The organism is Hymenobacter terrenus, from assembly GCF_000972495.1.
Classification (GTDB): Bacteria; Bacteroidota; Bacteroidia; order Cytophagales; family Hymenobacteraceae; genus Hymenobacter; species Hymenobacter terrenus.
Genome location: NZ_LATM01000036.1, coordinates 13,431 through 40,161, shown reverse-complemented (window position 1 = coordinate 40,161; position 26,731 = coordinate 13,431). Strand labels below are relative to the sequence as shown.

Below are 26,731 nucleotides of genomic sequence, written 5' to 3'. Positions count from 1 at the left end.
CCGAACAGACTTTTTTTGCCTTGCCTATACCCCGCAACTTGAGTTATTTACCCAAATCAGCGGTAGTTTTCCTGTCTAGCTTTGTATTGCCAGTTGTTGCTCGCCCATTCTATGTCTGTGTTCATCACCGAAACTCACGCTACCGGCTATACCCTCAGCACCGACCCCGCCCAGCTCGACGTGACCGTCATTCACCGCTGGCTGAGTGAGGAATCGTACTGGGCCCGTCACATTCCGCGGGCTACCTTGGAGCGGGCCATCGCCAATTCCCTCAACTTTGGTCTTTATACGCCTGATGGCCAGCAGGCCGGCTTTGCCCGCGTGGTGACGGACCGTGCCACCTTTGCCTGGCTCTGCGACGTCTTCGTGCTGCCTGCCTTTCGAGGATTGGGACTGTCCAAATGGCTGGTGCGGCAGGTGCTGGCCCACCCCGACCTGCAAAACCTGCGTCGCCATCTGCTCGCCACCTTCGACGCCCACACCCTCTACCAGCGCTTTGGCTACGAGCCCCTAGACCGCCCCGACCGCTGGCTCGAAATCAAACATCATAACCCCTACCCGGCTCCTCCTACCACGTAGCCGCTACTTCGCCGGGCTGGTCCACGGGCTGCCGAGTACCCGAAAACGCCAGGGCAAGCCAGCCGCTTCGAGGCCCGCGTAGGCCAGGCCCACCCGCGAACTGGCCACGATATCGGCCGGCGCTATTTCCTCACCGTGGTCCTCAAACCATAGCACGTCGCCGGTTACGGCCAAGCTGGTTAGTGCGGGCGTAATACCCAGGGCTTGGCTCAGCACGCCCGGCCCGGCGGTGAGGGCTCGCGTGGCAGCGGGCAGACCACGCCGGTGCAGCATCTCGGGAATGCCGATGGTGGGCTCCACAGCCCGGATCAGGACGGCATCGGGGTGCTCGGCATCGTGGGTGGCGATGTTGAAAAGCGCATGGCGGTTGTACACGGTGTAGATGTAGGCGTGGCCACCGGGCACGTGCAGGCCCTGCGCCTGCTGGCGCTTGCGCTGCAAGTGCATTGTTAGGGAGTTGTCGCCTTCGTGCCGGTACGCCTCAGTTTCAACAATGCGACCGGCCGTGAGCACACCGTCGATATTCGTGTACAAGTGCTTGCCCAGCAGGTCACGGGCTATTTGCAACACGTCGGGGCGCTGAAAGAACGCAGCCGAAAGTTTGGGATATATCATGGGTATCAGCGGAGGCGGTAAAGCAGCCCAAAGCTGAGCAGCCATCGGTTTAACTGCCAGGGTACGGCAGTGGTAGAAAGCTCGTTTACCCGCAGGCTTACGTCGGAGCTCGGCAAATCGATGGTGGCGGAACCGCGGGTCAGGAAAAAACCGCTTTCCTCGTTTACTTGCAGCTGGGTGCGCGTGCGCAAGGGCCACAGGTAGCCCAGGTCGGCCACCAGCTCAATTTTATGGCTGATTTCCACGCCCAGACCGAGCTTCGGCTGCATCGCATCGGTGGCCGACTGCACCCGCAGGCTTAGCTCGTCGGCCCCCAGCTGGGTGCCCGCCACCCGCAATCCCGCGTCGGGGTTGTCGAACGAGCCCAATTTGCGGGCTACGGTCTGGCGAGTGTAGGCCAGGCCGATGCGCCCAAACAGGGGCCGGTGGCGCGGGTTGAGGTTGTGCTGGTAGCTCAGGCCAGCCTCCCAGCCGGCGCCGGTTAGCTGCCGAAATACAGTGCGCGAGGCCAGGCGCACGGCCAAATCCCGGGTGAGGTCGAAGGTATACTCAGCACTCCACCAGCCTGTAAAATTCTGGGCCGACAGCCCGGCATTGCCCGCCGCCCGAAACGCATACCCAGCCGGGGCATAGTCCAAACCCAAGTTGGCGCCTGGCACTGCGAGCGGGAAAGCCCCCGCCGAAGCACCATAGCTCAGCCGGCTAAGTAACTTAAACAGGCGCTCGGGCGGGGCCGGGGCGGCGGGCGAAGCTGAGGCGGCTACTGCATCAGGCGCGGCCGGCGGTTGGCTAAATAAGGAATCAGCCCGCTGCTGGCGCTGCTGGTCAAGTAAGGCTTTCCGCAGGGTTTCGGATGGCAGCAAGGTGGTTTGGCCTTGCCAGAAAGCCGAGTCGTAGGGCACGGCGTTGTGCAGAAATACGTCGTGGTACTGCGCCCGCTCCACGTAAGTAGGCGGTGGAGCCTGGGCCGTATCAATGGCCGTGGTCAGAAATTCGCCGAAGTAATGCAGCGCTGGCCCCACGGGCATGCGATATTGCGTTTGCCACCACACCGTTTTCAGGTGCCAACGGCCGGCGTAGGGCTGGTAGCTCACGCGCAAGCGGCGGGTATCGGCGGGGTTTTCCCCGCGGCCGAGGCCGGCGCGGGTATAGTGCCAATCGGCTCCCAGGAAGGCATAGGTATCCTGGTCGATGTACATCCGGCCCTCAAAATCGGCCCGGCGGTTGCGCGGCTTGGGGGCGAAGGTGACGACGTATACCGGCCGGTCCTGGTACGTACTGCTGGGAGCCAGCCGGTAGTCGTAGTCCCGAAAATGCGCCGGGTCAATAAACTGAGCCCGGCGATGCACAAAATCGGCCAAGTGGGGAATAAATGGCCCCCCAGCCCAATCGATGTGCATCAGGGCACGGGGCCGCAGGTCTACCTTGCGCGACTGCTGAATCTGCACCTGGCCCTCCGCCGTACGCTTTTGGTACGGAACCTTAAAAACCGTCAGTAGGCCTTCGACCAAGTAGCGCGGCTGGCCGGCAGCATCGTTGTCCGACTCACGGTAGAAGCCTGTGAGCCGGGTGGACTGAGTGGGAAAGTTGCGCGGAATCCGGGCCACCGCTTCTCGCACAATCCCCACCACCGAAGCCATTACTTGCACTTCGCCCAGCGCGGCCGGACTGATTCGCAGCGCAATGCGCAGTTCCGGCCCCGGCAGTGGGGGTAGCATTTGGGCATACTTACGGTAGCCCAGCAGAGCCACTTCCAGCTGCTCGTGCTGGTATTGCGGCGGAATGTTCAACGCAAAGCGGCCATCCTCGTTCGTACTGGTGCCCATGCGGTTGCCAGCCACACCTACTTGGGCATTGGGAATGGGCTGGCGGGTTTCGGCATCAAATACCAACCCGCGCAGCACGACGGGACCTTGCGCCAACGCCAGCCGCGCCACCATCACCAAGCAGAGCACAAGTAAACAGCGCACAAAACCAGCCGTTAGCCTACGCCGTTTGGGCGGGTTAATTGGCTACCGGCACTAATTTACCTACCAAATACTCCGCAATCTGCACCGCGTTGGTGGCGGCTCCTTTACGCAGATTGTCGGCCACTACCCACATATTGAGGGTACGGGGTTGGGTTTCATCGCGGCGCAGGCGACCCACCAGCACGGCGTCTTTGCCATGGCTGTCTTTGGGCATAGGGTATTGGTTTTGGGTGGGGTCGTCGACCACTTCCACTCCGGGCGTGCGGGCGAGGATGGCGCGCACGTCGGCCAAGTCAAATTCGTGAGCAAACTCTACGTTCACGGCTTCGGAGTGGCCGCCCATCACCGGGATGCGCACGCAAGTCGCCGTCACCCGGATGCTGTCGTCGCCCATGATTTTCTTGGTCTCATTCACCATCTTTAGCTCCTCTTTGGTGTAGCCATTGGCCTCGAATACATCAATATGAGGTAGCACGTTGAGGTCGATGGGGTGTGGGTAGGCCGGGTTGCTGGCGGCCTGGCCGGCGCGCTCTTCCAGGAGCTGGTCCACGGCTTTTTTACCGGTACCGGTCACGCTCTGGTAGGTGCTCACCACGATGCGCTGCACTTGGTAGGCCTTGTGCAGCTCATTGATAGCCACCACTAATTGAATGGTCGAGCAGTTGGGGTTGGCAATGATTTTATCGTCGGCCGTGAGGGTGTCGGCATTCAGTTCGGGCACCACCAGCTTTTTGGTGGGGTCCATGCGCCAGGCCGAGGAATTGTCGATGACAGTGGTGCCCACGGCGGCAAAGCGCGGGGCGTGCTCCTTGCTCACGGAGCCCCCGGCCGAGAAAATGGCGATGTCAGGCCGGGCTGCGATGGCGTCGTCCATGCTCACCACAGGATATCGTTCGCCCAGAAACTCTACCAGCTGGCCCACCGATTTGGCAGAGGCAACGGGCAATAATTCGGTTAGCGGAAACTGACGCTCGGCCAGCACTTTCAGAAGTTCGGTGCCCACCAGGCCGGTGGCACCCACAATAGCAAGTTTCATGGAAAAATCTGAAGAATAAAAAGCCGCACTTTAAATAGGCGTGACACTGCAAATGTCGCTAGAAATAGGTTACTTAGGCGCTGCGTTGACTGACGCTAAGCTTGATGAGGAATAAAAAGATGAATTAATGCTCTTTCTCGGGTTCTTCATTTCTTATCCTCCACCATTCATCTATTTCTGCATCCCTCATTGAAACACTTTTTACTGTTACTTCTGTTCTTACCTGCCCTCGCTCAAGCCCAGCTGCGTGAGGAGTTCACTGACGGCAACTTCATCGCTAATCCCGCCTGGACCGGCGATGCGACCAGCTTCCAGGTTACGGCTCAGCAGCTGCAAAGCAACGGGGCGGCCGTGACGCCCACCCAAATTCAGCTTAGCACGCCCTGCCAGGCCAGCACCGGCACCGTGTGGGAGTTTTGGGCCAACCTAAAGCTGGCCACCAGCTCTGGCAACTACGCCGATGTCTGGCTCATGGCTTCGCAAACCGATCTGCGAAACGCTAACAATTCCGGCTATTTCATCCGCCTCGGCGGCACTGCCGACGAAGTCAGCCTGTTCCGCAAAGACTCGACCCGCAGCGCCGTGCTGGTGATTGACGGCCTGGACGGCACCCTGGCCAGTACGAACAACAACCTCGTGCGCGTGCGGGTGACGCGCACCACCGCCAACCGCTGGACGCTGGAGCGCGACCCTACCGGAGGGCGCACCTTCGTGGCCGAGGCCACGCAGCCCACCGACGCCACCTACCAGCGCAGCGTGGCCGTGGGCGTATCGCTGAATTATTCGGCTGCCAACAACCGAAATTTCTATTTCGACGACTTTGCCGTGACCGACGCCACCACGCCGCTGCTCGCCCGCGCCGCACCGGCAGACACGCGCCTGCTCGATGTAGTCTTTAACGAAGCCGTGGCGCCTACCAGCGCGACGGTGCTGACCAACTATCGCCTGCAAAGCGGCGCAGTACCCATTGCCGCCCGGGTTCTGTCTACCAATTCGGCCGTAGTGCGCCTTACCTTTGCCGCCGATTTTGCGCCCCAGAACGTGCTCGAAGCCCGCAACGTGGCCGACCTCTACGGCAACGTGGCCGCGGGTCCGATCACCGCATTTTTCCCCGGGCCACCCGTAGTTCCGCAGGTTGGTGACTTGGTTATCAGCGAGATTTTCGCAGACGAAGCGCCCCCAGTAGGCTTACCTGCCTCCGAGTACCTCGAAATCCATAACCGCAACGCGACCAAAGTTGTCAGCCTGGGCGGCGTTCGCCTGGGGAAAACCGGCAGCACCACGGCCGCCGTTTTTGCCGATACCGCCCGGCTGCTCCCCGGCCAGTACGCCATCGTGTGCGGCAGCACGCGGGTGCTACAATTTGCCGCGTACGGCAAAGTATACGGGCCCACCAACTTCCCCTCGCTCAGCAACGGCGGCGACCAGTTGGTGCTGCGCGGCCGTGATGGCCGAACCTTGTTTGAAGTGAATTATTCTGACTCCTGGTACCGCGACGCCAAGAAGAAAGACGGCGGCTGGAGCCTGGAAATGATAGATACCAACAACTATTGCGCGGGGGCCGAGAACTGGCTTGCGAGTGTCGACCCCAACGGCGGCACGCCCGGCAAGGCCAATTCCGTGCGCGCTACCAATGCCGATGCTACTGCCCCCACCCTGTTGCGGGCCGTGGCCCTCAATGCGACTACCGTGCGGGCCTACTTCTCCGAAAAACTGGACAGTACGACGGCCGCTATTGTGAACCGTTATTCGCTGGCCGCCCCAGGCCCAGCCATCACCCAGGCCGTGCCCGTAGCGCCCGACTTTCGGCAGGTCGACCTGACACTGGCCGCCCCGCTACCGGCCAGCCGCCCCAATACCCTGACAGTACAAACGGCCACCGATTGCGCGGGCAATGCCAGTGGCCCCTTCCAGTCGGCCACTTTTGCCCTGACCGAAGCCGCCGTGAGTGGCGACATAGTTATTAATGAGCTCCTATTCAATCCTCGGGTCGGGGCCGTGCGGTTCGCCGAAATCATAAACCGGAGCGCCAAATTCATTGATTTGCAAGGCTGGGAGCTTGGCAACCTGAAGCCCGATGGTAGCGTCGATGCCCAAATGCTCAGCACTGGCCCTTTGGTGCTGGCGCCGGGCCAGATACTGGCCTTTAGCAGTAACACCGCTATCCTCCAGTCGCAATACCCCACCAGCAACGAGCCAGCCAACCTGGTGCAGCTCACCAGCTTCCCCACGTTTCCTGACGAGAGCACGGCGTTGCTATTTAACAGCCGCAAGCTGGAAATAGACCGATTTGCTTACAGTAAAAAGCTGCACCTAAGCTTGCTGGCTACCCAGGAGGGCGTTTCACTGGAGCGCATCCGTGCAGCAGGTCCCAGCCTGGGCAGCAACTTCCACTCGGCGGCGGGGGCGGTAGGCTATGCCACGCCCGGCCGCTCCAATTCGCAAGCGCAGGATACGCCCGGCGGCAATCAGGAGTTAACCATCGAGCCTGAGGTCTTCACGCCCGACGACGATGGCCAGCAGGATTTCGCCACCCTTACCTACCGCCTCGACCAGCCTGGCTACGCAGCTTCTGTGACGGTATACGACGCGCTGGGCCGCCTCACCCGCCGCCTCGTGCGCAATGAAACGCTACCGACCACCGGCTTTCTGCAATGGGATGGCATCGACGACAAGGGCCACAAAGCCGCTGTGGGTTACTACATTTTGCTGGTCGAATTATTCCGCCCCAGCGGTGGCGAGAAACGCGAGTACAAAAAGACCGTAGTGCTGGGAGCGCGTTTTTGAGGATACGCTGAAGAAGTAATTCTGAGCCTGTTTGTCAATTCTTCATTTCTCGTTCACAATCATTCTGAACTTTTCGGGGAATTGTAGAGCTAGTGTACCGGCCATCCGGTTCGCTACCACACCGTGGCCTTGAACTGGAGAACAGTTCTAATTTCCTATTCCTCATTAAACGAAGTGTCTACTTCCGCGTCTTAGAAGGCATGAACAGCAGTCAGCAACTTCAGCACCTCTACTGGCGCGCGGGTTTTGGGCCGCGCCCGCAGGACGTGACCGCGGGCCTTAGTCCCCGCAAGGCCCTGCGCCAACTGTTGCACGATTCGGAGAAGTTCGAGCCCCTGACCAGTCCTAACCTGAACTACAGCGACCCGCAGGGCATGGCGATAACCGACCCGTACTCAACCAAGTACAATGCAGTGCCCGGTGGGTCGGGCCCGCCTGACCCGCCCACGCCACCGGGCGCCCCCGTAGCTCCCGTAGCCGCTTTGCGCCCGCGGCTGACCGTGCGCGGAGGCACCATCGCGGCGGGCGTGCCACGCCTGCGCCGCGCCGACCTCACCCCCGAACAGCGGAAGATGCAGAACGAAGGCATCCGTGATGCTTTCAACAACATGAGCACGGCCTGGATGGACCGCATGGCCACCTCGCCCGCTCAGCTGCGGGAGAAAATGACGCTGTTCTGGCACGGGCACTTTGCCTGCCGCGTGCGCCAGCCCGATGCCGCCCTGAGCCTGCACAACACCACTCGACAATATGCGCTGGGCAAGTTTCCGGACCTGCTGCTGGCCGTGAGCAAGGAGCCAGCCATGCTCCAGTTTCTCAACAACCAGCAAAATCGCAAGGAGCATCCCAACGAAAACTTCGCCCGCGAGGTGATGGAGCTGTTTACGCTGGGCCGGGGCAACTACACCGAGCAGGACGTCAAAGAAGCGGCCCGCGCCTTCACCGGCTGGGGCTATGACTACCAGAACAACTTCAAGTTTCGGGAGAAGGAGCACGATGACGGCCCTAAAACCTTCCTGGGCAGCACGGGCAATTTTACGGGCGAAGAAGTGCTGCAGCAAATTATGAAACAGCCGGCTGCGGCTACGTTTCTGGTCACGAAAATGTATCGGTTCTTCGTGAACGACCAGCCCAATCCGGTCCACATCGAGCCCTTGGCCGTGGCCTTTCGCAAGAGCGGCTATGACATTGCCGACTTGCTGGAGCGCATGTTTTCCGCTGATTGGTTTTATGCCCCAGCCAACGTAGGCACGCACATCAAGTCACCGGTGGAGTTGCTGGCAGGCATTCGGCGCACCCTGAACGTGCAGATTGACAACCAGCAGCCGCTGCTGGGCTACCAGCGCGCCCTGGGCCAAACCTTGTTTCAGCCGCCCAACGTAGCCGGCTGGCCCGGCGGCCGCACCTGGATTGACTCATCGTCGCTGCTGCTGCGCTTGCAGCTGCCATCCGTTCTGTTCAAAAACGCCGAGTTTGCGGTGGCGCTGAAGCAGGATGAAAACGACATTGCTCCCAACATGACGAAGGCCCAACGGACGGTCAAGCCCGGTGCGGGCGCTCATCTGCCCCTGGCGCCGCTACAACAGCTGCTCGGCAACACCCCCGCTGCCCAGCAGCCAGAAAAGCTAAGCCAGTTTCTGCTCCAGGCGACCATTCGGCCCGAAAACCTGCAATTGGTACAGCAAGCCGCCCAACAAAAAGTACCCAGCGAGGCCTTGCGCGCTACTTTAGTCAGCTTGCTGAGCCTGCCCGAGTACCAGCTGGCGTAAGGGCGCTATTCCCCTCCGCGGCCGGGGAGGAGCGTTTAATATTGAATTTCCTTCTTTTCAATTAGTTTAGTTACTATGGCTTCCACCCGCCGCGAGTTCCTTCGCACCTCTGCTTTGGCCAGTACCTTGCTGCTGGTGCCCAAGTTCCTGCGTGCCCTTGACCGGGGGCCGTGCCTGGCTCGGTTGGCTGATGCGCCGGGGGCCCGCCGCCTGATTGTGGTGCAGCTCGGTGGGGGCAATGATGGCTTGAATACAGTTATTCCCTACAAAAATGACCTGTATTACAAAGCCCGGCCCACCCTCGGCCTCAAGGAAACCGACGGCATCCTGGCTTTGGAAAAAGACATGGGCCTGCACCCGGCCCTGAAGGGGCTAAAAGGCTTGTATGACCAAGGCCATTTGGCCGTGCTTAACTCGGTGGGTTATCCCAATCCCGACCGGTCGCACTTTCGCTCGATGGACATTTGGCAGAGTGGTTCCGGCTCCGGCGAGGTAGTAAGTACCGGCTGGCTGGGCCGCTACCTCGACTCAAATTGCCCTGACTGCCAACGGCCCTACAACGCCTTGGAAATTGACGACACCCTCAGCCTGGCTATGAAAGGCAGCATTCGCAAAGGCCTGGCGCTGAAAAACCCCGACCGGTTTCATCAAATCAACCAAAACCACCTGCTGGCTAAGGTGAGCAAGGAAACAAAGCCCGAGCACCACGACCAGGTAGATTACCTCTACAAGACGCTGGCCGAAACAGCTTCATCGGCCGATTACTTGTACGACAAGTCCAAAATTTACAAGTCGGCCGTGGCTTACCCGAATTCTGAGTTTGGCAAAAACCTGAAAACCACTGCCGAGCTGATTAATTCCGGTGTAGAATCGCGGGTTTACTACCTGGCCCTTTCCGGCTTCGATACGCACGTGCGGCAGCATCAGGAGCAGCAGCGCCTCTTCACGGACCTAGGGAATGGGCTGGCCGCTTTGGCCGATGACTTGCAAAAAAACGACCAGTGGAATAACACGCTGGTGCTAGTCTTCTCCGAATTTGGCCGTCGTGTGGGCCAGAATGCCAGCAACGGCACCGACCACGGTACGGCCAATAACGTGTTTCTGGCCGGCGGCGCACTCCAGAAGAAAGGCATCATCAACGACGCTCCCGACCTCGTCAACCTCGACCAAGGCGACCTGCGTCACCAAGTCGATTTCCGCAGCATTTATGCCAATATTCTCAAAGACTGGCTTGAGGCCGATGACACTGCCATTCTCGGAACCGGCTTTGAGCGAATGAGTGGGCTGGTATGAAGCCCCTAGGCTACTTCAGGGCGCAAGCTTCGGTGAGGCAATCTCAGCCGACTTCTCCTTGCTTTTTGACTCCGCGGCTACTATCAAAAAACCATAGCCAAATACGAACAGGTTGAGGCCGATTTGCAGGCTCAGTACATCGGCCACCATCATAACAGTGGCCTGAATGATGACAAAGAAGCGGATGTATGGATTACGCCGCGTCAGGGGCTGAACCAACGGCCAAAACAGCACCGCGAGCCACAACGCCAGCCCTACCAGCCCGCCGCCCATCAAGGCCTTCAGGTATTGGTTGTGGACTTGGATACGGTTGGCGGGCCGCAGGCCGAAGTCCTTCCAGGCGTACTGATCCAGCATCGCAGTGTGGGTATCGGCGGGTGCCACACCAACCAGCCAGTGTTGGCTGATAATGGTTCGGGCCGTCTCTATCGCCGCGAGCCGTTGGGCTAGCGAATAGTTATTTATATCGTGGCCGAGCGTGTACTGCTCCACGTCCCAGATAGTAGCATCCGTTCGCTGCCGCACCGATTCGAGTGTGTGGTACGCCAGCCAGGGCCCCAGCCCCAGCAGCAGCAGCAGTCCCACGCCTAAGGCTACATGTTTCCGGGTAAGCAGCCACCCCGCATACGTTAGCAAGCCGATGTAAAGCACTAGCAGCCCGGTGCGGTACGCCAATATGTGCAACGTGAGCACGGCCGCCGCCGCCGCACCCAAGAATGCCGCCCGTAACCAGACATTGGCTAACGGATGGTGCCGCAACAGCAGGCCCCAAAAAAAGGCAAGCGCCAGTATCACCCCAAATGAGATGTGAAAAACGCCGGTGATGGCCTGCATATTCTGCCCAATTCTGATGGCCTCGTTGGCACTCGTTGGGTCTATTAAGTATTGAATTAACGTAGCCAAACCCACGGCCGAGGTACTTAACACGAACAACGCCCCCACGGTCAGCCGCTGCCAACTGGTGAGCGGCACCGCTAGCGTGAAGGCCAAGGGCACGCCCAACCAGGGTAAGCTACGAAATACCTCGTGGCGCCACGTGGGCCACTCACTGGTATAAACGCCACTCAGCAGCAGAAACCCTACTAACGCGGCAGCACGCATGGCCGCTCCGTTGCGGAAGTACTTTGGGATGTCCTGCCGCACGTGTGGGTTAGCCAGCACGGCCAGTACGCCCACCACGGGGGCAAGAGCTACGAAGGACCGCGCGGCTAACAGGCCTACCACCCCCGCCAGAGAGGCTAACCATAATAAATGCTGCGAAAGACGACCCGAAAGATAATACTGCACGAAAATCAGCAATTCATAATCCTAAGCCAGCTTGTTACTAATGGTCAGCAACAAGCAGAGGTTAAGTCGTATAGCAACTAGTGAAACCCTGCCGGTTAAATTCAATTCACGGTCAGCAGTTTTTACTATCCTGATAAATGGATGAAGCTGGCGACGAAAATTGAATCATTGACGAGGCTTAGAATGTGAACCACAAAGTAAGCTTTCAAAAATCTACTGTCATGGTTGTAGCCCCGCTTTTAGTTTGCTGATGACCGAAACGCGGCGGGCGTCAGGCCGGTCTTGCTTTTGAATAGCCGGGTGAAATACTGCGGGTACTCGAAACCGAGCTGAAATGCTGTCTCGTTGATGGACAGAGAAGTACTCAGCAGCAAGCGCTTGGCTTTTTCGATGAGGGCGTGGTGAATGTGCTGCTGTGTACTTTGCCCCGTCAGCGTACGCAGCATATCGCTGAGGTAAGCCGGCGAGACGTGTAGTGCGTCGGCAAAGTGCTGCACCGTGGGCAGGGGCCGGTCTTCCTGCTCAGCAAAGTAAGCGTTCAGTAGTTCCTCGAACCGGCTGAGCAGGTCGTGCTCGGCTGTGCGCCGGGTTAGAAACTGCCGATGATAGAAGCGGTTGGCGTAGTTGAGCAGCACCTCCAGCTGCGAAATGAGTACATCCTGGCTGAAGGCATCAATGGGCTGCTCCGCTTCGGTCCGAATGCCATGCAACAGGCTATCGAGCACGCTTTCCTCCTGGGCCGACAGGTGCAGGGCTTCGTGCACTTGGTAGGCGAAAAAACCGTAGCTCGCTATCTTTTTCCCCAACGGGTACCGGTTCAATAAGTCGGGATGGAACACCAGCAGCCAACCGCTCAGCTCTGATGTGTCCAATGATTTGGCCGCTGCAAAGACCTGGCCCGGTGCCAGAAAAAACAACACTCCCTCGCTGAAGTCATAGGGCTGGTGCCCATAATACAGTGGTCCCTTTAGGCCGCGCTTCAGCGCAACGCTATAGAACTGCTGCACCACTGGAGTTGTCAATGGGGGAAGGTTCTGCTCCTTAGCAGACTTCGTGGCCTCGGCTAGGTCGATGAGCGTGAGCAGCGGATGCGTAGGAGAGGGCAGGCCGAAAAACCGGGTGTAGTCCGTCACGGTAGCCAGCACGCGGAATTCTTTGGCGGGATGTTTCATTCAAGTAAAAATAGTTGGGTTTGGGCTTTGGCTCGATTACAGCCAAAACCCAAACCCAATAGCTACGTCGGTTAATACGCGGCGCCGGCCGTGCTGCCCACTGGCATGATGGCTTCCAGCTCGGCCAGCTCGGCGGGGCTTAGGGTGAGGCTGGCAGCGGCCACGTTTTGCTCCAGGTATTTGCGGCGCTTGGTACCCGGAATGGCCACCACACCCTGGGCCAATACCCAGGCCAACGCCAGTTGGGCCGGAGAAACACCTTTAGCCCCCGCCAGGGCCTGAATTCTCTCCACCAAAGCCAGATTTTGGTAGAAATTCTCGCCTTGGTAGCGCGGCAATTGGCGCCGAACATCGGTAGCCTCAAAGTCGTCGGGCGTTTTGATATCACCCGACAAAAAGCCGCGGCCCAGGGGCGAGTAGGCCACGAAACCAATGCCTAGCTCCCGCACCGTTTGCAGGATTTCTTCCTCTTCGGCACGGCGGTCGAACAGGGAATATTCGGTTTGCAGGGCCGTGATGGGGTGCACGAGATGCGCCCGACGCAGGATATCGGCCGAAACCTCGGACAAGCCGATGTAGCGAACTTTGCCTTCCTCTACGAGGCGGCTCATCGCGCCCACCGTGTCTTCGATTGGGGTGTTGGGGTCGAGCCGGTGCAGGTAATACAGGTCGAGGTAATCGGTGCCCAGGTTTTGCAGGGAGCGTTCCACGGCTTTGTGCACGTACTCCGGCCGGCCGTTAAAATTCCAGGTCAGGGTTTCGTTATCGTCAATCTCATAACCAAACTTGGAGGCGAGCAGGTAGTGCTGGCGCTGCCCCGCAATGGCTTTGCCCACTAGGCGCTCGTTCAGCATCGGCCCGTACAAGTCGGCAGTGTCCAGCAGGTCGACCCCCAGCTCCCGGGCTCGGTGAATGGTGGCAATGCTTTCTGCCTCATCGGCAGTTCCGTACACGTTCATGCCGGCCAGGGTTGTCATACCCATGCAGCCTAAGCCTTCGATAGGCACTTCCAGGCCCTGGCTACCCAAGGCTACCCTTTTGATGGTGCTCATAATGTGTTTGTTGAGAGAAATAAAAGTAACTTTCTTACTCTACAAAGGTCCAGCAGCCACGCAAAGCCGGAACTACACAAACTGCGGTTTCTGCAACACAAAACGAGGCCCGGCCGCCAGCTACTTGCGCATGGGCGGTAGTTGACCGTGGTCGTGTTTTTGAAGCGAATGCCGCGGCGGGTATACCAATGACGGTTGTGGCACCAGTTGGAGTAAACGCTGCCGTGGGCTCCGCGGACAATGGACGCAGCAGTAGCAGTGGCTGCAACGGTAGCCGCGAGCGCGACTACCAAGACCAATGGTTGAGCTACAAGCCTGCTGTCAATACCTTGATGTTCACAAAATGCTGTTCTAAATTTTAACAACAGCCCAAAAGCAAGGCAGCTCTTACAAGTGCGCGAATTCTTGCGGCAAGCCCGCTAATCACCTGACTTTTCGGTCGACCAACTGGCCAGCTTGTCTAATAGCGCTATAGGCGGCTGAAAAGAATTTCGCACTGAGTAGTAGCTTGCTAGAGAGAAACAATACTCTCCCCCAAAACCAAGCCCGGTTGCTTACCTTATGACACCCGCCCTTTACCCTCCCAGCCCCACCGACGTGCCCGTTGGCTACACCAAGCCCCACGGCCGGTATACGCTGCTAGTCGCCACAATGCTAGCCAGCATCATTGTGTTCATTGGGCTCTACGGGCTGTTGCTGACGGGCGCGGTGCTACTGGTCGAGCATGCGGCACTGTTCCGGTTCGAAAGTTATTCGGGCAGGCTGGTGCTGGCGCAATTGGCGGTGGTGCTCGCCCTGACCATGCTGCCAGTGTTTTTACTGAAATTTTTGTTCAAGAAGCGTTGGGCCGCGCCCAACGACCAACTGCGCCTGAAGCCCGAGGAGCAGCCTACTCTGTTTGCCTTTGTGCGGCAGCTATGCCAGGAGGCGGGCGCGCCCATGCCCAAGCACATCTACCTCAGCTCGGAAGTAAACGCCTCGGTGAGCTATGATAGCACATTGCGCAGCCTGTTTTTGCCCACTGATAAAAATCTGCTTATCGGCCTGGGGCTGGTAAACGGTCTGAACCTGACGGAGTTTAAGGCGGTGTTGGCGCACGAGTTCGGGCACTTTGCCCAACGCAGCATGAAGCTGGGCTCCTACGTGCATACGCTCTCGGGCATGATTCACGATATGGTGTTTCAGCGCGACAAGTGGGATGAAGTGCTTGAGAACTGGCGGCGCTCCGACTTACGCATATCGTGGCTGGCCTGGATACTTTCCGGCATCGTATGGGTGGTACGCAAGCTGCTGCAGCTGGCTTATCAGGGTATTCATTTGGTGCACGCGTCGCTCTCGCGCGAAATGGAATTTCAGGCCGACCGGGTGGCCGTGCGCCTGGCCGGCTCCGATGCCATGTGCCAGGTGCTATACCAGCTAGCTCCCGTGAACGACGCGCTAAGCATGGCTACCAGCCAACTGAGCGTGGCCCTGGACCATAAGCTGGCCACCGACGACGTATTTTATCACCAAAGCATTTATCTCGCCGAAAACCTGGCCAAACGGGAAGCCCCCGCCCCGGCCGCGCCCGGCGAGCCACGCCGCCTGTTTCGGCCCGATGAGGTGAACGTGGTGGAAATGTACGCCAGCCACCCAGCCGACTACCTGCGCGAGCAGCAGGCCCAGGCCCGCCCCGTGCCCGGCCCCACCGACGAGCGGTCGGCCTGGCTGCTGTTCGATAATGCCGTGGAGCTGCGCCGGGCGGTTACCCGTAAGCTCTACCCGGAGTTTGCGCCCGCCCAAGCACCCGAAGTGCGCCCCGCCGCCGAGATAGAAGCATTTCTGGCCGCCGAGCGCAACGAAATGACCTACCACCCGATGTACGGCGACACCTATGAATACCGTATCATCACCACCCTCGACCCTGATAAGCTAGCCGACTTAGCCGACACTACGGTCCTGCCGCCCGGCACGCTGGCGGAGGCCCGAGCCGCCCTTTTCGGCCCCGAGCTAAAGGCCCGCACTGCCGCTCATACCGTACGGCAAGCCGATTTGCAAAAGCTGGCGCTGTTCCAGCGAGGCCACACCAAGGACACGACATTCATCGTGAGCGGCAGCCGCTACCCAGCGGCCGAAGCGGCCACCGTTGCCGCCCGCCTGGAGCAGGAAAACGAGCTGTACCGCACCGAATGCGAGCTATTTGACCGCCAAACGGCGTTGCTCTACCACTACCTCTTTGCGTCGGCGCCGGCCGCGCAGCGTGAAGAATGGCTGGCCCGTTACCGCTTCCAGTTTGGCATTCAGCGCGCTTACGAGATGGCCCGGAAGGTGGACTTGGAAACCAGCCACTTGGTTTACCAGATTCAGCAGCAGGAAACGATTAGCCAAGCCGACCTAACGCGTTATGTTGCCGAATTCGAACAGCTGCGGACCCTGCTTGATATGACTCTGGAAACGGCCAAAACGGTGCTCATGCTACCGCTGGCCCACCTGGATACCTACGCTAACCTAGCGGCTTTCGTATTACAGGACCGGGTGATGCCGAGTCATGCCCTCCTCAGTAACTTGTGGATTGGGACCTTTGTACGCGTGTCCAGCCGGGCCGAGGAGCAGTTGCGCCGACTGTACTTTAAAAATTTGGGTGTGCTGCTACGCTTGCAGGAGGCTGTGTAGCCCACCGCGAAGGCTGATAGGCTAGCGCTAACCATACTTAATAGTAGGCTTCTACTCACCAAAAACAGGCGTGAGTACAATGTTTTTTTCATAGCTCGACTATATCATTTCGTGGACAAGTGCCGTAATCACAGGTATCCTTCCACCATTTAATTTTTCGATAGTTATGAAAGCCATATCACCCACCCTGCACGGGGTACTTGACTACGGTACTTGCGCTTTTTTCGCCCTTGCTCCTAGCCTGTTCAACCTACAAGGCACTTATGCCACCGTGTGCTACGTGCTAGCGGCCGGCTACCTTGTTATTTCGCTCCTCACCAACATGCCGCTGGGCGCTATGCGCGTCATTCCCTTCCCAGTTCATGGCAAGCTGGAACTAGTGAGCGGGCTGGTATTAATTGCCTCGCCCTGGCTGTTTGGCTTTGCCAACGACAACGAAACTGCCCGTAACCTGTTCGCAGGCGCTGGTATCGTGTTTCTGCTGGTATACTTCCTCACCGACTGGTACGCCCAAACCCGTGAAGCAAGCAACGGCCATACCATTTCGAGTGCCGGAACTCGCCACGCCCGCATGGCTTAAACAGCCATAAGAACTGATTGCCTTGAAACAAACGCCCGGCTTCCTTGCGGAAGCCGGGCGTTTTTGTATTAACCTTTTTATCGGTTGCTACTACCGCCCAAACACTGCCTCGGCCAACGCCAGCACGGCGCGGCGCGTTTCCTCGGGTTGCTCCAAGTATGCCAAATGCCCGCTGCTTTCCAGAAATAGCGCGTGGCCTTCAGCGGGTAGGGCAGCCTGGCGCACGGCGTCCTCGAAATGCACGGCCACGTCGTGTTTGCCAGCCACCATCAGCACCGGAAATTTGGCGTTGCTGAGCACTTGGGTGCGCTCGGGGCGGGCAGCCATGCCGCGCAGCGCCCCAGTGATGGTGACCTCGGGCGTGGCCTTGCCAATTTCCTCCAGCAGGCCGCGCGCGTCGGTCAGCTTGTCGCGGTTGACGGGCGCAAACAGTGGGCGCACGAACGACTCCATGAACTTGGCCACGCCGTGGCGCTCCACGAAGCTGATATTTTTTTCGCGGTTCTGGCGCTTTTCGTCGGTGTCGGGCAGGGCCGTGGAACTGATAAGGGCCAGGCCTGCCACCCGCTGGGGCCAGCGCTCAGCCAGGGCCAACGCCACGTAACCGCCCATGCTGTGGCACACCAGCAGCACGGGCTCGGGGCAGCCTTTCTGGTTGAGGTAGTCGATAACCTGGCGCGCCTGGGCCTCCATCGAGAAGTCGGGCACGGGCGCCAGATTGGTGCCGTGACCGGGCAGGTTGGGCGTCAGCAGCCGGTAGTCGTCGGGAAAAGGGCGGATGAAATCGGTCCACACCTCGCGGCTTTCGGCAAAGCCGTGGAGGAAGACGATGGTGGGCGGGTTGGACGAAGGAGTCATGGCGGCAAAAATAGCGACTGTCTCTTCTCTCGCACTTCGACCCTGCTGGATTCGGCAGTTTAATCTAACCCCCGTTGCGGAGTAGCCGCCGGGCGGCGCCAGGTTGGTAGTGTAAAAAAGAGCGATGGATATAGGCGCGTAGCGACGTCCGACGAATCGGTCTGAATCGGTCTCGCCGCTACGCGGCTGTCCTGTTTCCCTTTGACCTATTTTCTACCAAGCTGTCGCCCTGCCGGGTACGACCGCGCTGCGGCTACTCCGCCACGTGGATTGAAGGAGTTGAGCATGCGTCCTAGAGCGGTTTCGGCATCAGTGTACGGCGAGCCGTAGCGCGAACTCTGTAGTTCGCGTGCCCGCGCCGTTCGGGCCTTGTTCAGGTACGCGAACTACAGAGTTCGCGCTACAGTACACCGACTCCGAAACCGCTCTAAGCTGCTCGAACGGAGAAGTTCCGGCGATAACAGGCAGAAAAAGGCCAACGCCTGGGCGCCGGACCCGCCACTCGGCTGGTGGCTGCCACCTCTTCGTTCGGTCAGCGGCAGCAAGGCCACGTTTACGGCGGACGTGAGGGAGGGCTGGCCAAGTGCGACGGCGTGAATCGGAAAAAATTGTGGACTATCTTTTTATTTTGCCAAAATAGTCCACACTTATCAGCGAGAAATTGTGGATTATTTTAGCGAAATAAAAAGATAGTCCACAAATTCTCGATTAGAAGCCGGTGGCATTCGTTGAAAATCCTGCTGAGACGGTCCTGCTCCGCTGGTCGGGTACTCAACCCCAGTTGCGTAGTACCCGCAGCGCGGTTGTACCCGGCCCCTTGGTCCTGCATCACTCTGCGGTTAGTTAGACAGAAAATAGAATGATGAGTACGTACGCTCATTTGCCACTTGTGCGTATAGGATGTTATCATTTAGCGTATAACCGCTGTTTTTGCCGCTGCATTCTGCAATTACCCGATAACCGTTGCGGAAGAAAGCGGTTCTTTCCAGACCTTTGGCGCACTTACCAACCACACCCCTTATGAACCCTCTCGTTGCCATCCGCCAGTTCGACCAGAGCATCTGGCTTGACTTTATCCGGCGCAAAATTCTGATTAACGGCGAATTGCAGCGCCGTATCACTGACGAAGCCCTGCGCGGTGTAACATCGAACCCGGCCATTTTCGAAAAAGCCATTGGCGGCAGCGACGACTATGATGCGGCCATTCGCGCGCTGGCCCTGCAAGGCAAGTCGACAGACGAAATCTACACCGCCCTGGCCGTGGCCGACGTGCAGCACGCCTGTGACCTGTTTCGCCCACTCTACGACGGCGAAAACAACGCCAGCGACGGCTACGTGAGTCTGGAAGTATCGCCGCTGCTGGTGAACGACACCGAGGGCACCATTGAGGAAGGCATCCGGCTATGGAAAGCAGTGGACCGACCCAATGTGATGATTAAGGTGCCGGCCACGCTGGAAGGTTTGCCAGCTATCCGCCGCCTCATTGCCGAGGGCATCAACGTCAACGTGACCCTGATTTTTGGGCTGGAGCGCTACCGCTTGGTAACCGAGGCCTTTTTGGCCGGCCTCGAAGACCGGGTGAAAGCCGGCTTGCCGCTGACTCGCATCGATTCGGTGGCCAGCTTCTTCCTGAGCCGCATCGACGTGCTGATCGACCCGTTGCTGGAAAAAATCGCGGCCGAAGGCGGCGAGAAAGCCGAGCTGGCGCAGTCGCTGGTGGGCGAAGTGGCGCTGTCGAGCGCCAAGCAGGCCTACCAGATGTACAAGGAGATTTTTGCCGGCCCGCGCTGGGAAGCACTGAAAGCTCAGGGGGCCGAAACCCAGCGCTTGCTGTGGGCCAGCACCGGCAACAAAAACCCGAAGTACGACAACCTCAAATACGTCGAAAACCTCATCGGTCCCAAAACGGTGAACACCGTGCCGGTGGAAACGCTGGACATTTTCCGCGAAAAAGGACAGCCGGCCAACCGCCTCGAAGAAGGCCTCGACAAGGCGCGGGAAGTGCTCCGCCGCCTCCCCGAACTAGGGCTGGACCTGGAACAGCTGACCAACGACCTGGAAGTAGACGGCGCCAAGAAATTCAAGGAGCCTTTCGGCAAATTGCTGGAATCGGTGGACAAGAAGCGGGTGCAAGCCCTGGCCCTGACCGTAGACGGTGCCACCCTGCAGCTGGGCCAGTACCAGGCCGCCATCGATGCCCAGATTCAGAAGTTCAACAGCCAAAACTTTACCGAAGGCTTCTGGCAGAAAAAGGCCGACCTGTGGGTGCAGGACCAGGCCGGCCAAGAGAGCATTCGTAGCTTCATGGGCTGGCTGCGTGTGGCTGAAACCATGGTGGGCGCGGTGCCCGAAATCGAGCAATTCGTGAATGAAGTACGCGCCGCGGGCTTCAAGCACGTGGTGGTGATGGGCATGGGCGGCAGCACCATGGCCCCGATTGTGTTCACGTCTTCGTTCCCGCAGGGCGAAAACGGCCTCCCAATAACTGTGCTCGACACCACGGACCCCGGCACGGTGCGCAAGGTAGAAGAGTCGGTGCCACTGGCTGAGACGCTGTTTATCGTGGCCAGTAAGTCGGGGACCACGGCCGAGCCGTTGGCTTTCGGCGACTATTTCTACGCCAAGCTGAAAGAGCTGAAGGGTGATAAGGCCGGCGAAAACTTCGTGGCCATCACCGACCCCGGCTCTAAGTTCGTGACCTCGGCCACGGCGCAGGGCTACCGCCGTATCTTCCTGAATTTTGCCGAAGTCGGCGGGCGTTTTTCGGCCCTCACTTACTTCGGCTTGGTGCCGGCGGCGCTGTACGGTCTGCCCATCGGCGAGCTGTTGGAGCGCGCCGTGCTCATGATGCGCGCTTGCGGTGCTTACGGCCCGGTGGAGAAAAATCCTGGCCTGGAATTCGGCGCGACCCTGGGCGTGCTGGCCGAGCAAGGCCGCGACAAGCTGACGCTGGTGGTACCCGATGCCCTGCACGACCTGGGCCTGTGGCTGGAGCAGCTGCTGGCCGAAAGCACGGGCAAGGAAGGCAAAGGCATTCTGCCGGTGGCCGGCGAGCCGCTGGGCGACCCGAGCATCTACGGCACGGACCGCGTGTTTGTGTACGTAGGCTACCAGGGCCAACCCGATGAGGCCAACACAACCAAATTACAACAGCTGGCCGAGGCGGGCCACCCGGTTCTAACCTTCCTGATGAAGGACGCACTGGACCTGGGCCAGGAGTTCTATCGCTGGGAAGTGGCTACGGCCGTTGCCAGCGCCGTGTTCGGCATCAATCCTTTCGACCAGCCCAACGTGCAGGCCGCCAAAACGGCTACCGACAAGCTGATGAAAGTAGTGGAGGAGCAGGGCCAGCTACCCGACGGCGACAAGCCCGTAGCCAGCGAAAACGGGGTAGAATATTACTCTGCCGTGCACGGCGAGGGCGCTTCGGGCGTGCTGAAGGCCTTTTTCGCCCAAGCCAAGCCTGGCGACTTCCTCTGCCTGCAAGCCTACCTGACCGAAACGCCCGCTGTGAGCCAAAGCCTGCTGGAATTGCGCCAGCGGGTGCAAAAAGCGTTGCACATCGCCACTACTTCGGGTTACGGGCCACGCTTCCTGCACTCCACTGGCCAGTACCACAAGGGCGGCCCCAACACGGGTCTGTTCGTGCAGTTTACCGATGACAACCCGAACGACCTGGCACTGCCCGGCCGCTCCTACACCTTCGGCACCTTCAAAAATGCCCAGGCGCTGGGTGACCTAGAAGCCCTGCACAGCTACGACCGCCGCACACTCCGGGTGCACCTCGGTGCCGATGCCGAGCAGGGCCTGCGCACGCTGCTGGCGACACTGTTGGAGTCGCTGTAGGCGTCAGCCCCGAACCTGACGACGGTATTATAGGCAAAAGGCCTCATTGCTACTAGCAATGAGGCCTTTTGCTTTATCAAGCAAGCTGTTTATTGTGGACCCCCTATTCGTGGTCTTCGCGAATCAGGCGGACCAGGAATGCAGGGCTGCCACTCAGATTATTCTGCCGTTAGTTCGAGCACGTGGCTGGTGAGTTGCTTGGCTTCGGGGTCGCTGAGGAGCAGGCCGGCTTTCATAAGATGGTCACCGGAGTAGGTTTGGCCGGGCTGTAGGTGAAAATAAACTCCGGCGTCACGAAGGCCTGATTAGCAGGCAGCGGAAACTCGGAAGCATAGGGATTGATACCGGCCGACATGCGCAGGGAATTCTGGTTGTCCAGCTCGAAAGCCAGGCGGAAGTTGCCGGTCCAGGCCAGGGTGCCGGCCAGTATTTCACCACTGGTTTCGGTGGCCGGCTTGTCGAGGGCCAGGAAGAAAGCCGGCGTCTGGTACCAGGCGGCGCGGGTGCCAAGCTTGGTCAAGCTTGGTGTCGATGACCTTAACGCCGCTGGTAAGCTCACTTCCTCCTGCTTGGCTTCCCCGGCCCAGTCGCCATGAAGCTGCATGAGCCAGTAGTGCTAGGCATCGAAGTGCAGCATAACCGAAGCGTAGTTGCTCAGCACCACGGGCTTTTTCTCCCGGTGCTTGATTTCCGTCCAGGTCTTGATGACGTCCTCTTTTTGGTAGGCGGCGAAGTGCAGCAGCACATCCACCGGGTAGGCCGGGTCGCGCAGTCGTGGTGACGCCCTCGCAGGTTTTGCTGGTTTTTACATCGGCAAAAGCAAGCGCCAGCGAGGGGTTGCCATCGGCATGCACCACCCGAATGGCGGGGTCAAACAGATTATCGGTGCCGGCCGGCACGTAGGCTTCGTGGCGGTTGTCCAGGAGCTTCTTTTCGGCTGCGGCGGCCAGCCTGAGGCCCAGGCAGGTCTGATACACCTTCTGACTCCCGTTCACAGCCAGTACCAAGCTCACGTATTCGGTTTCAATAGCAATGGGGGGCGTGGTTTGTGCCATGGCGGGGGCAAAAGGAATCAGCAGCCAGAGGAGAAACCGAAATGACATGGTGTACGAGGAAAATCAGCGGCCTGCACCGCGTTTCGAAACTTAATTGAATAGCGGCCATGCCAACCGACCATTACAGCCACCCGAATCAAAGGCCGCATGAGAGGGCAGGATAATGAAGCGCTAGCTGCGAAAAGTTACTTCGTTGTATCGTAGCTCGTTTTTGAAGGTGCGCAGGCGGGTGTCATTGTCAATCAGCACGTACTCGATACCGGCCATCTCGGCGAAGTCTTCCAAGTATTCGGCGGTCAGGTTTTGGCTGAAGCCGGTATGGTGGGCACCGCCGGCTAATATCCAGGCGGCGGCCCCAGTGGCTAGGTCGGTCTTTACTTTCCAGAGCACGCGGGCCACCGGCAGCCTGGGTAAGTCCTGCTCGGGTGCCACGGCTTCCACTTCGTTCACGATGAGGCGGAAGCGGTTACCGAGGTCCACAATGGTGGCGTTCAGCGCAGGGCCGGCGGGGCAGTTGAACACCAGACGCGCCGGGTCGGCCTTACCGCCAATGCCCAGCGGGTGCACTTCGCACCGCACTCGGCCTTCAGCAATGGTCGGGCAGATTTCCAGCATGTGCGAGCCGAGCACCTGCTCATTGCCGGGCGCGAAATGGTAGGTATAGTCTTCCATAAAGGAGTTGCCGCCGAGCAGGCCAGCACCCATCACCATGGCGCGCACCAATGCGGCAGTTTTCTATGAGAGATATTAATCATGAAGTGGGTGGCGAAGGGGTTTGAATGGAACACTCAGTGGTGTACGCATTTGTAGCGCGTCTCCGTAGCGCGCAGCCTTTGCTGCGTGGCACGAGCATAGCGAGTATCGGGCAGCAGAACCTAACGTGAACTACTCGCTGCGCTCGTGCCACGCAGCAAAGGCTGCGCGCTACGGAGACGCGCTATACGCTACAATTACCCGTAGTAAGAATGCCCGCCGTGCTTGCGCTCGTAGTGCTTGCGAATCAGGGCATCTTTCAGGCGCGGGGCGGTTGGGCGTAGTGTGCAGCTTAGGTAGGCCATGCGAGCTATTTCTTCGAGCACGGCACTGTTGTAACTGCCTTGTCGACGATTTTTCCCCAAGTGAAGGGCGCGTGGTTGGCCAGCAGTACCATTTCTACTTCCGTGGGCGAGAGGCCGCGGCGCTGAAACTCGTTCAGGATTTGCCAGCCAGTCTGGTGCTCGTAGTCGCCGGCAATCAGGGCGTCGTCCATGGGTGGAGCGCAGGGGACGTCGGCGGTGAGGTAGTCGGCGTGGGTGGTGCCGAGAATGGGAATGTCGAGCTGCGCCTGGGCCCAGGCCGTGGCATAGGTACTATGCGTGTGCACGATGCCACCAATTTGCTCCCAATGGCTATAGAGCACGGCGTGGGTTTTGGTATCGGAAGAAGGTCGCTTCTCTCCTTCTCCGATATTGTTGGCGAAATCAACAACAACCATGTCCTCCGGCTTGAGCGCATCGTAGGGCACGCCGCTGGGCTTGATAGCAAATGCACCTTTCTCACGGTCGACCACGCTGGCGTTGCCGAAGGTGAAGAGCGCCAGCTCTAGTTTGGGCAGCTGCATGTTGGCCTCGTAGCACGCCTGTTTTAAGGACCGGTATTGGCTCATTCAAAAGATTGTTAAAAGGTCATCCCTCATGCCGAGCGCAGCGAAGTGTCCCGCGCGGGGAAATAATTCTATCGTGAGGGTGAAGCGAGCAAGATGCCGCGCTGCGCTCGGCATGACGTACTGATCAGGCGTGGTCAGGTTCGGGGGCTGCTTTGGTTTCCTTCTCATCCAGCGTGGCGGCTTCCACGAATTTACCGAAAGCCTGGTACTGCTCATAGCGGGCTTGGTAGTCGGCGACACGGGCGGGATTGGGCTCATACGACTCAGCCAAACCACTGCCTATGGCGCGCTGGGCGGCTACGACGTCGGGGTGAATACTGGCGGCGATGGCCGCGTATATAGCCGCGCCCAGAGCCGGAGCCTGCTTAGAAGTGGCCATTTTGATGTTCACGGTCAGCCCTACAATTTGCTCAGCGGGCACTTTCCGGGCCACGCGGCGCACCACGTTTTCCAAGCCCTCGATGTAGTCGAGCGGGTGCTGGTGGAACTGGTTCTGAACGGGGTTGCAGTACTGCAAGGTCTTCCAGCGGGCGTGGGCATGAGCTGCCTGAGCCGTTTCGGTGCCCGTACGGGCATCAACCAGCACGGCACGAACGGAGTCCGTGCCGTAGTCAACACCGATAACGTAGGCGAGAATGAGTTATTCTTGCACGTTACTTTCCACTTTGAAGTTTAAAGGTCGGTCGTCACGCTACATTCGGCATGACGCTCTCACTTCCGCACCCCGAACTTATAGGTGCTGACGGAGTGGAACGTCTCGCCCGACTTCAACACCGTGCTGGGAAATTTGGGCTGGTTGGGCGAGTCGGGGAAGTGTTGGGTTTCGAGGCAGAAGCCGGCATTTTTGCCGTACACGGTGCCGCCTTTGCCTTTGAGAGTGGCATCTAGAAAGTTACCGGTGTAGAATTGGATACCAGGCTGGTCGGTGGTCACTTCGAGAGTGCGGCCCGTAACAGGCTCATACACGGTAGCTGCCGCGTGCTGACCGGCGGCAGTGTTGAGCACCCAGTTATGGTCGTAGCCACCGGGTACTTGCGCGATGCGCTCGCCGATGGCGTGGGGGGTAGTGAAGTCGAACGGCGTGCCCTTTACAGGGCGCAGCTCGCCGGTCGGAATCAGCGTGGCGTCGACCACGGTGTAACGGTCGGCGGGCAGGGTCACCTCGTGGCCCAAGATGTCCTTGCCCGCGCCATGGTTCAGGTTGAAGTAAGCGTGGTTGGTGAGGTTGACTACCGTAGTCTTATCGGTCGTGGCCGTGTAGTCGATGCGCAAGGCATTGTCGTCGGTGAGGGTGTAAACCACCGTCACGTTCAGGTTGCCGGGGTAGCCTTCTTCGCCGTCTTTGCTCAGGTAGGTCAGCTTCAGCGTTTGGCCATCGGCGGAAGTACCCGGCTGCGCCTGCCACACTTTCTGGTCGAAGCCGACTTTGCCGCCGTGCAGGGTGTTGGGGCCGTTATTGGTAGGGATGCTGTACTGCTTGCCTTCCAGCGTGAATTTGCCACCCTTGATGCGGTTGCCGTAGCGGCCAATCAGGGCCCCAAAGTAGGGGTTCGATTTCCGAAACTCCGGGCTCTGGTAGCCGCTTACGTCATCGAAACCGAGGATAACATCGCCCATCTTGCCGTCTTTATCGGGCACGAGCAGGCTGGTGAGCGTACCGCCGTAGTTGGTGATGGTGGCCTTGGTGCCCTGGGCATTGGTGAGGGTGAAGAGTTGCACTTCGGTGCCATCGGTAGTCTTGCCGAAGGAGGCGGATGTAGGCATAGCGGCTGTTTTCGTTTGAGTGGAGTCGGCGGTGGGCGTGGTAGCCGTTGTTTGGTCGGCGGATTTATTGGACCCGCAGGCGACCAGCAACAGCAGGCCAGAACAGGTTACGGCCAGGCGCCCGAGGTGGAAGGAATGAATCATAGGACAAGTGTAAACGGGGTGGGAAGTAGGAGCAGTGCACAAATATCAACGGCTGAAAAGTCTTAGCACTCACAATCCTCTTTTTTTTACGTGACCTGCCCACTGCATTGTTCTATTTGCACCGAATACGGTCCTGGTTGCGGCATGGCCTGCTGGTATAAAAGGCGCCAGCCCATAGCACGAACCAGGCTCTTGGTTATTGGCAGGACAGCAGCGGCACAGCAGCAAACAGTAACGGAACAGTAATGCCGAGCAGAGCCGAAGCATCTCGCATGCCGCCAGCAACCCAATCGTGAAAAAAGGTTTACTACGCGAGATGCTTCCGCTCTGCTCAGCAGGAGGCCATCCTCACCATGGCTCCCCATACGCCCATGCGCGAGCTCAACTACCTGAAGTCATAAAACGCGCACTTGAAACACCCATAGCAGCAGTAGCAAAACCACTGCCTGCTACGTAAAAAGCCAATTCTGTCAATTTATTCCACAACCTGGCATCGGCATTCCGGGCAGTAAAAACCACGGTGAACCTCCTTGATTTTCTTATTGTTAAATACCCTTGGGCGGGCTCATTCAATAGTCTTCTAGTATCTTCCAAAACGTAAGCTGTGAATATGGCTCTTACGCTCAG

At 59.0% G+C, this 26,731-nt stretch carries 16 protein-coding genes and 3 pseudogenes; 7 read left to right on the top strand and 12 right to left on the bottom strand.

The window, feature by feature from the left end:
• Positions 1-111: 111 nt before the first annotated feature.
• A complete protein-coding gene (locus WX88_RS23830) occupies positions 112-579 on the top strand; it encodes a GNAT family N-acetyltransferase (protein WP_046246938.1) in 468 nt (155 codons plus the stop codon).
• A gap of 3 nt (positions 580-582) precedes the next feature.
• On the opposite strand, the gene WX88_RS23825 is transcribed toward WX88_RS23830, so the two are convergent.
• The 3 genes from WX88_RS23825 to WX88_RS23815 are packed head-to-tail and all read right to left on the bottom strand — an operon-like array spanning position 583 to position 4,200.
• Positions 583-1,194 carry a DNA-3-methyladenine glycosylase gene (locus WX88_RS23825; RefSeq protein WP_046246937.1) on the bottom strand — a complete coding sequence of 204 codons (612 nt, stop codon included), beginning with the start codon at positions 1,192-1,194 and terminating at the stop codon, positions 583-585.
• Positions 1,195-1,199: 5 nt separating this feature from the next.
• On the bottom strand, positions 1,200-3,164 hold the full coding sequence (locus WX88_RS23820) for a carboxypeptidase-like regulatory domain-containing protein (protein ID WP_156176394.1): 1,965 nt from the start codon (positions 3,162-3,164) through the stop codon (positions 1,200-1,202).
• Between the two features lie 34 nt (positions 3,165-3,198).
• Positions 3,199-4,200, bottom strand: a complete 1,002-nt coding sequence (locus tag WX88_RS23815; protein WP_046246935.1) for an aspartate-semialdehyde dehydrogenase — start codon at positions 4,198-4,200, stop codon at positions 3,199-3,201.
• A gap of 189 nt (positions 4,201-4,389) precedes the next feature.
• Between WX88_RS23815 and WX88_RS23810 the strand changes: the two genes are divergently transcribed.
• The 3 genes from WX88_RS23810 (at position 4,390) to WX88_RS23800 (ending at position 10,049) form a co-directional block, all read left to right on the top strand.
• Entirely contained in the window at positions 4,390-6,987 is a 2,598-nt protein-coding gene (locus WX88_RS23810) for a lamin tail domain-containing protein (RefSeq protein ID WP_052733044.1), read from the top strand.
• A gap of 200 nt (positions 6,988-7,187) precedes the next feature.
• Positions 7,188-8,756: a DUF1800 domain-containing protein gene (locus WX88_RS23805; protein ID WP_046246933.1), complete on the top strand. Its 1,569-nt coding sequence runs from the start codon at positions 7,188-7,190 to the stop codon at positions 8,754-8,756.
• Positions 8,757-8,831: 75 nt separating this feature from the next.
• Positions 8,832-10,049, top strand: coding sequence for a DUF1501 domain-containing protein (locus tag WX88_RS23800; protein ID WP_046246932.1), 1,218 nt, complete (start codon positions 8,832-8,834; stop codon positions 10,047-10,049).
• 15 nt (positions 10,050-10,064) lie between these two features.
• Here WX88_RS23800 and WX88_RS23795 read toward each other — a convergent pair whose 3' ends face one another.
• From WX88_RS23795 to WX88_RS23785, 3 genes are all read right to left on the bottom strand, one after another.
• Entirely contained in the window at positions 10,065-11,336 is a 1,272-nt protein-coding gene (locus WX88_RS23795; RefSeq protein ID WP_156176393.1) for an O-antigen ligase family protein, read from the bottom strand.
• A 239-nt stretch (positions 11,337-11,575) separates the two neighbouring features.
• Positions 11,576-12,508: a helix-turn-helix domain-containing protein gene (locus WX88_RS23790; RefSeq protein ID WP_046246930.1), complete on the bottom strand. Its 933-nt coding sequence runs from the start codon at positions 12,506-12,508 to the stop codon at positions 11,576-11,578.
• Positions 12,509-12,579: 71 nt separating this feature from the next.
• Positions 12,580-13,560 (bottom strand): aldo/keto reductase, encoded by a 981-nt coding sequence (locus tag WX88_RS23785; RefSeq protein ID WP_046246929.1) that lies wholly within the window; start codon positions 13,558-13,560, stop codon positions 12,580-12,582.
• Between the two features lie 561 nt (positions 13,561-14,121).
• Here WX88_RS23785 and WX88_RS23780 point away from each other — a divergent pair.
• Both WX88_RS23780 and WX88_RS23775 read left to right on the top strand, forming a co-directional pair.
• Positions 14,122-16,212: a M48 family metallopeptidase gene (locus WX88_RS23780; RefSeq protein ID WP_046246928.1), complete on the top strand. Its 2,091-nt coding sequence runs from the start codon at positions 14,122-14,124 to the stop codon at positions 16,210-16,212.
• A 166-nt stretch (positions 16,213-16,378) separates the two neighbouring features.
• On the top strand, positions 16,379-16,792 hold the full coding sequence (locus WX88_RS23775) for an SPW repeat domain-containing protein (RefSeq protein WP_046246927.1): 414 nt from the start codon (positions 16,379-16,381) through the stop codon (positions 16,790-16,792).
• Positions 16,793-16,882: 90 nt separating this feature from the next.
• Here WX88_RS23775 and WX88_RS23770 read toward each other — a convergent pair whose 3' ends face one another.
• The gene (locus WX88_RS23770; RefSeq protein ID WP_046246926.1) at positions 16,883-17,650 is read right to left on the bottom strand and encodes an alpha/beta fold hydrolase; all 768 of its coding nucleotides are present in this window, start codon (positions 17,648-17,650) and stop codon (positions 16,883-16,885) included.
• Between the two features lie 1,020 nt (positions 17,651-18,670).
• On the opposite strand from WX88_RS23770, the gene WX88_RS23765 reads away from it, so the two are divergent.
• Entirely contained in the window at positions 18,671-21,496 is a 2,826-nt protein-coding gene (locus tag WX88_RS23765; RefSeq protein WP_046246925.1) for a bifunctional transaldolase/phosoglucose isomerase, read from the top strand.
• Positions 21,497-21,728: 232 nt separating this feature from the next.
• On the opposite strand, the pseudogene WX88_RS28255 reads toward WX88_RS23765, so the two are convergent.
• From WX88_RS28255 to WX88_RS23740, 5 genes and pseudogenes are all read right to left on the bottom strand, one after another.
• Positions 21,729-22,268 (bottom strand): annotated as a pseudogene (locus WX88_RS28255) (glycoside hydrolase family 36 N-terminal domain-containing protein).
• Positions 22,269-22,722: 454 nt separating this feature from the next.
• Positions 22,723-23,286 (bottom strand): annotated as a pseudogene (locus WX88_RS23755) (L-arabinose isomerase); the annotation flags it as partial.
• Positions 23,287-23,501: 215 nt separating this feature from the next.
• Positions 23,502-24,196 (bottom strand): annotated as a pseudogene (locus WX88_RS23750) (L-ribulose-5-phosphate 4-epimerase).
• Between the two features lie 124 nt (positions 24,197-24,320).
• Positions 24,321-24,782, bottom strand: a complete 462-nt coding sequence (locus WX88_RS23745; RefSeq protein ID WP_046246924.1) for a hypothetical protein — start codon at positions 24,780-24,782, stop codon at positions 24,321-24,323.
• 125 nt (positions 24,783-24,907) lie between these two features.
• Positions 24,908-26,104 carry an aldose epimerase family protein gene (locus WX88_RS23740; RefSeq protein WP_046246923.1) on the bottom strand — a complete coding sequence of 399 codons (1,197 nt, stop codon included), beginning with the start codon at positions 26,102-26,104 and terminating at the stop codon, positions 24,908-24,910.
• Positions 26,105-26,731: the final 627 nt, after the last annotated feature.

Coding starts and splice junctions, on each gene's coding strand:
- WX88_RS23830 (WP_046246938.1), top strand. CDS start 112: ATGTCTGTGTTCATCACCGAAACTCACGCTACCGGCTATACCCTCAGC.
- WX88_RS23825 (WP_046246937.1), bottom strand. CDS start 1,194: ATGATATATCCCAAACTTTCGGCTGCGTTCTTTCAGCGCCCCGACGTG.
- WX88_RS23815 (WP_046246935.1), bottom strand. CDS start 4,200: ATGAAACTTGCTATTGTGGGTGCCACCGGCCTGGTGGGCACCGAACTT.
- WX88_RS23805 (WP_046246933.1), top strand. CDS start 7,188: ATGAACAGCAGTCAGCAACTTCAGCACCTCTACTGGCGCGCGGGTTTT.
- WX88_RS23800 (WP_046246932.1), top strand. CDS start 8,832: ATGGCTTCCACCCGCCGCGAGTTCCTTCGCACCTCTGCTTTGGCCAGT.
- WX88_RS23790 (WP_046246930.1), bottom strand. CDS start 12,508: ATGAAACATCCCGCCAAAGAATTCCGCGTGCTGGCTACCGTGACGGAC.
- WX88_RS23785 (WP_046246929.1), bottom strand. CDS start 13,560: ATGAGCACCATCAAAAGGGTAGCCTTGGGTAGCCAGGGCCTGGAAGTG.
- WX88_RS23780 (WP_046246928.1), top strand. CDS start 14,122: ATGACACCCGCCCTTTACCCTCCCAGCCCCACCGACGTGCCCGTTGGC.
- WX88_RS23775 (WP_046246927.1), top strand. CDS start 16,379: ATGAAAGCCATATCACCCACCCTGCACGGGGTACTTGACTACGGTACT.
- WX88_RS23770 (WP_046246926.1), bottom strand. CDS start 17,650: ATGACTCCTTCGTCCAACCCGCCCACCATCGTCTTCCTCCACGGCTTT.
- WX88_RS23765 (WP_046246925.1), top strand. CDS start 18,671: ATGAACCCTCTCGTTGCCATCCGCCAGTTCGACCAGAGCATCTGGCTT.
- WX88_RS23740 (WP_046246923.1), bottom strand. CDS start 26,104: ATGATTCATTCCTTCCACCTCGGGCGCCTGGCCGTAACCTGTTCTGGC.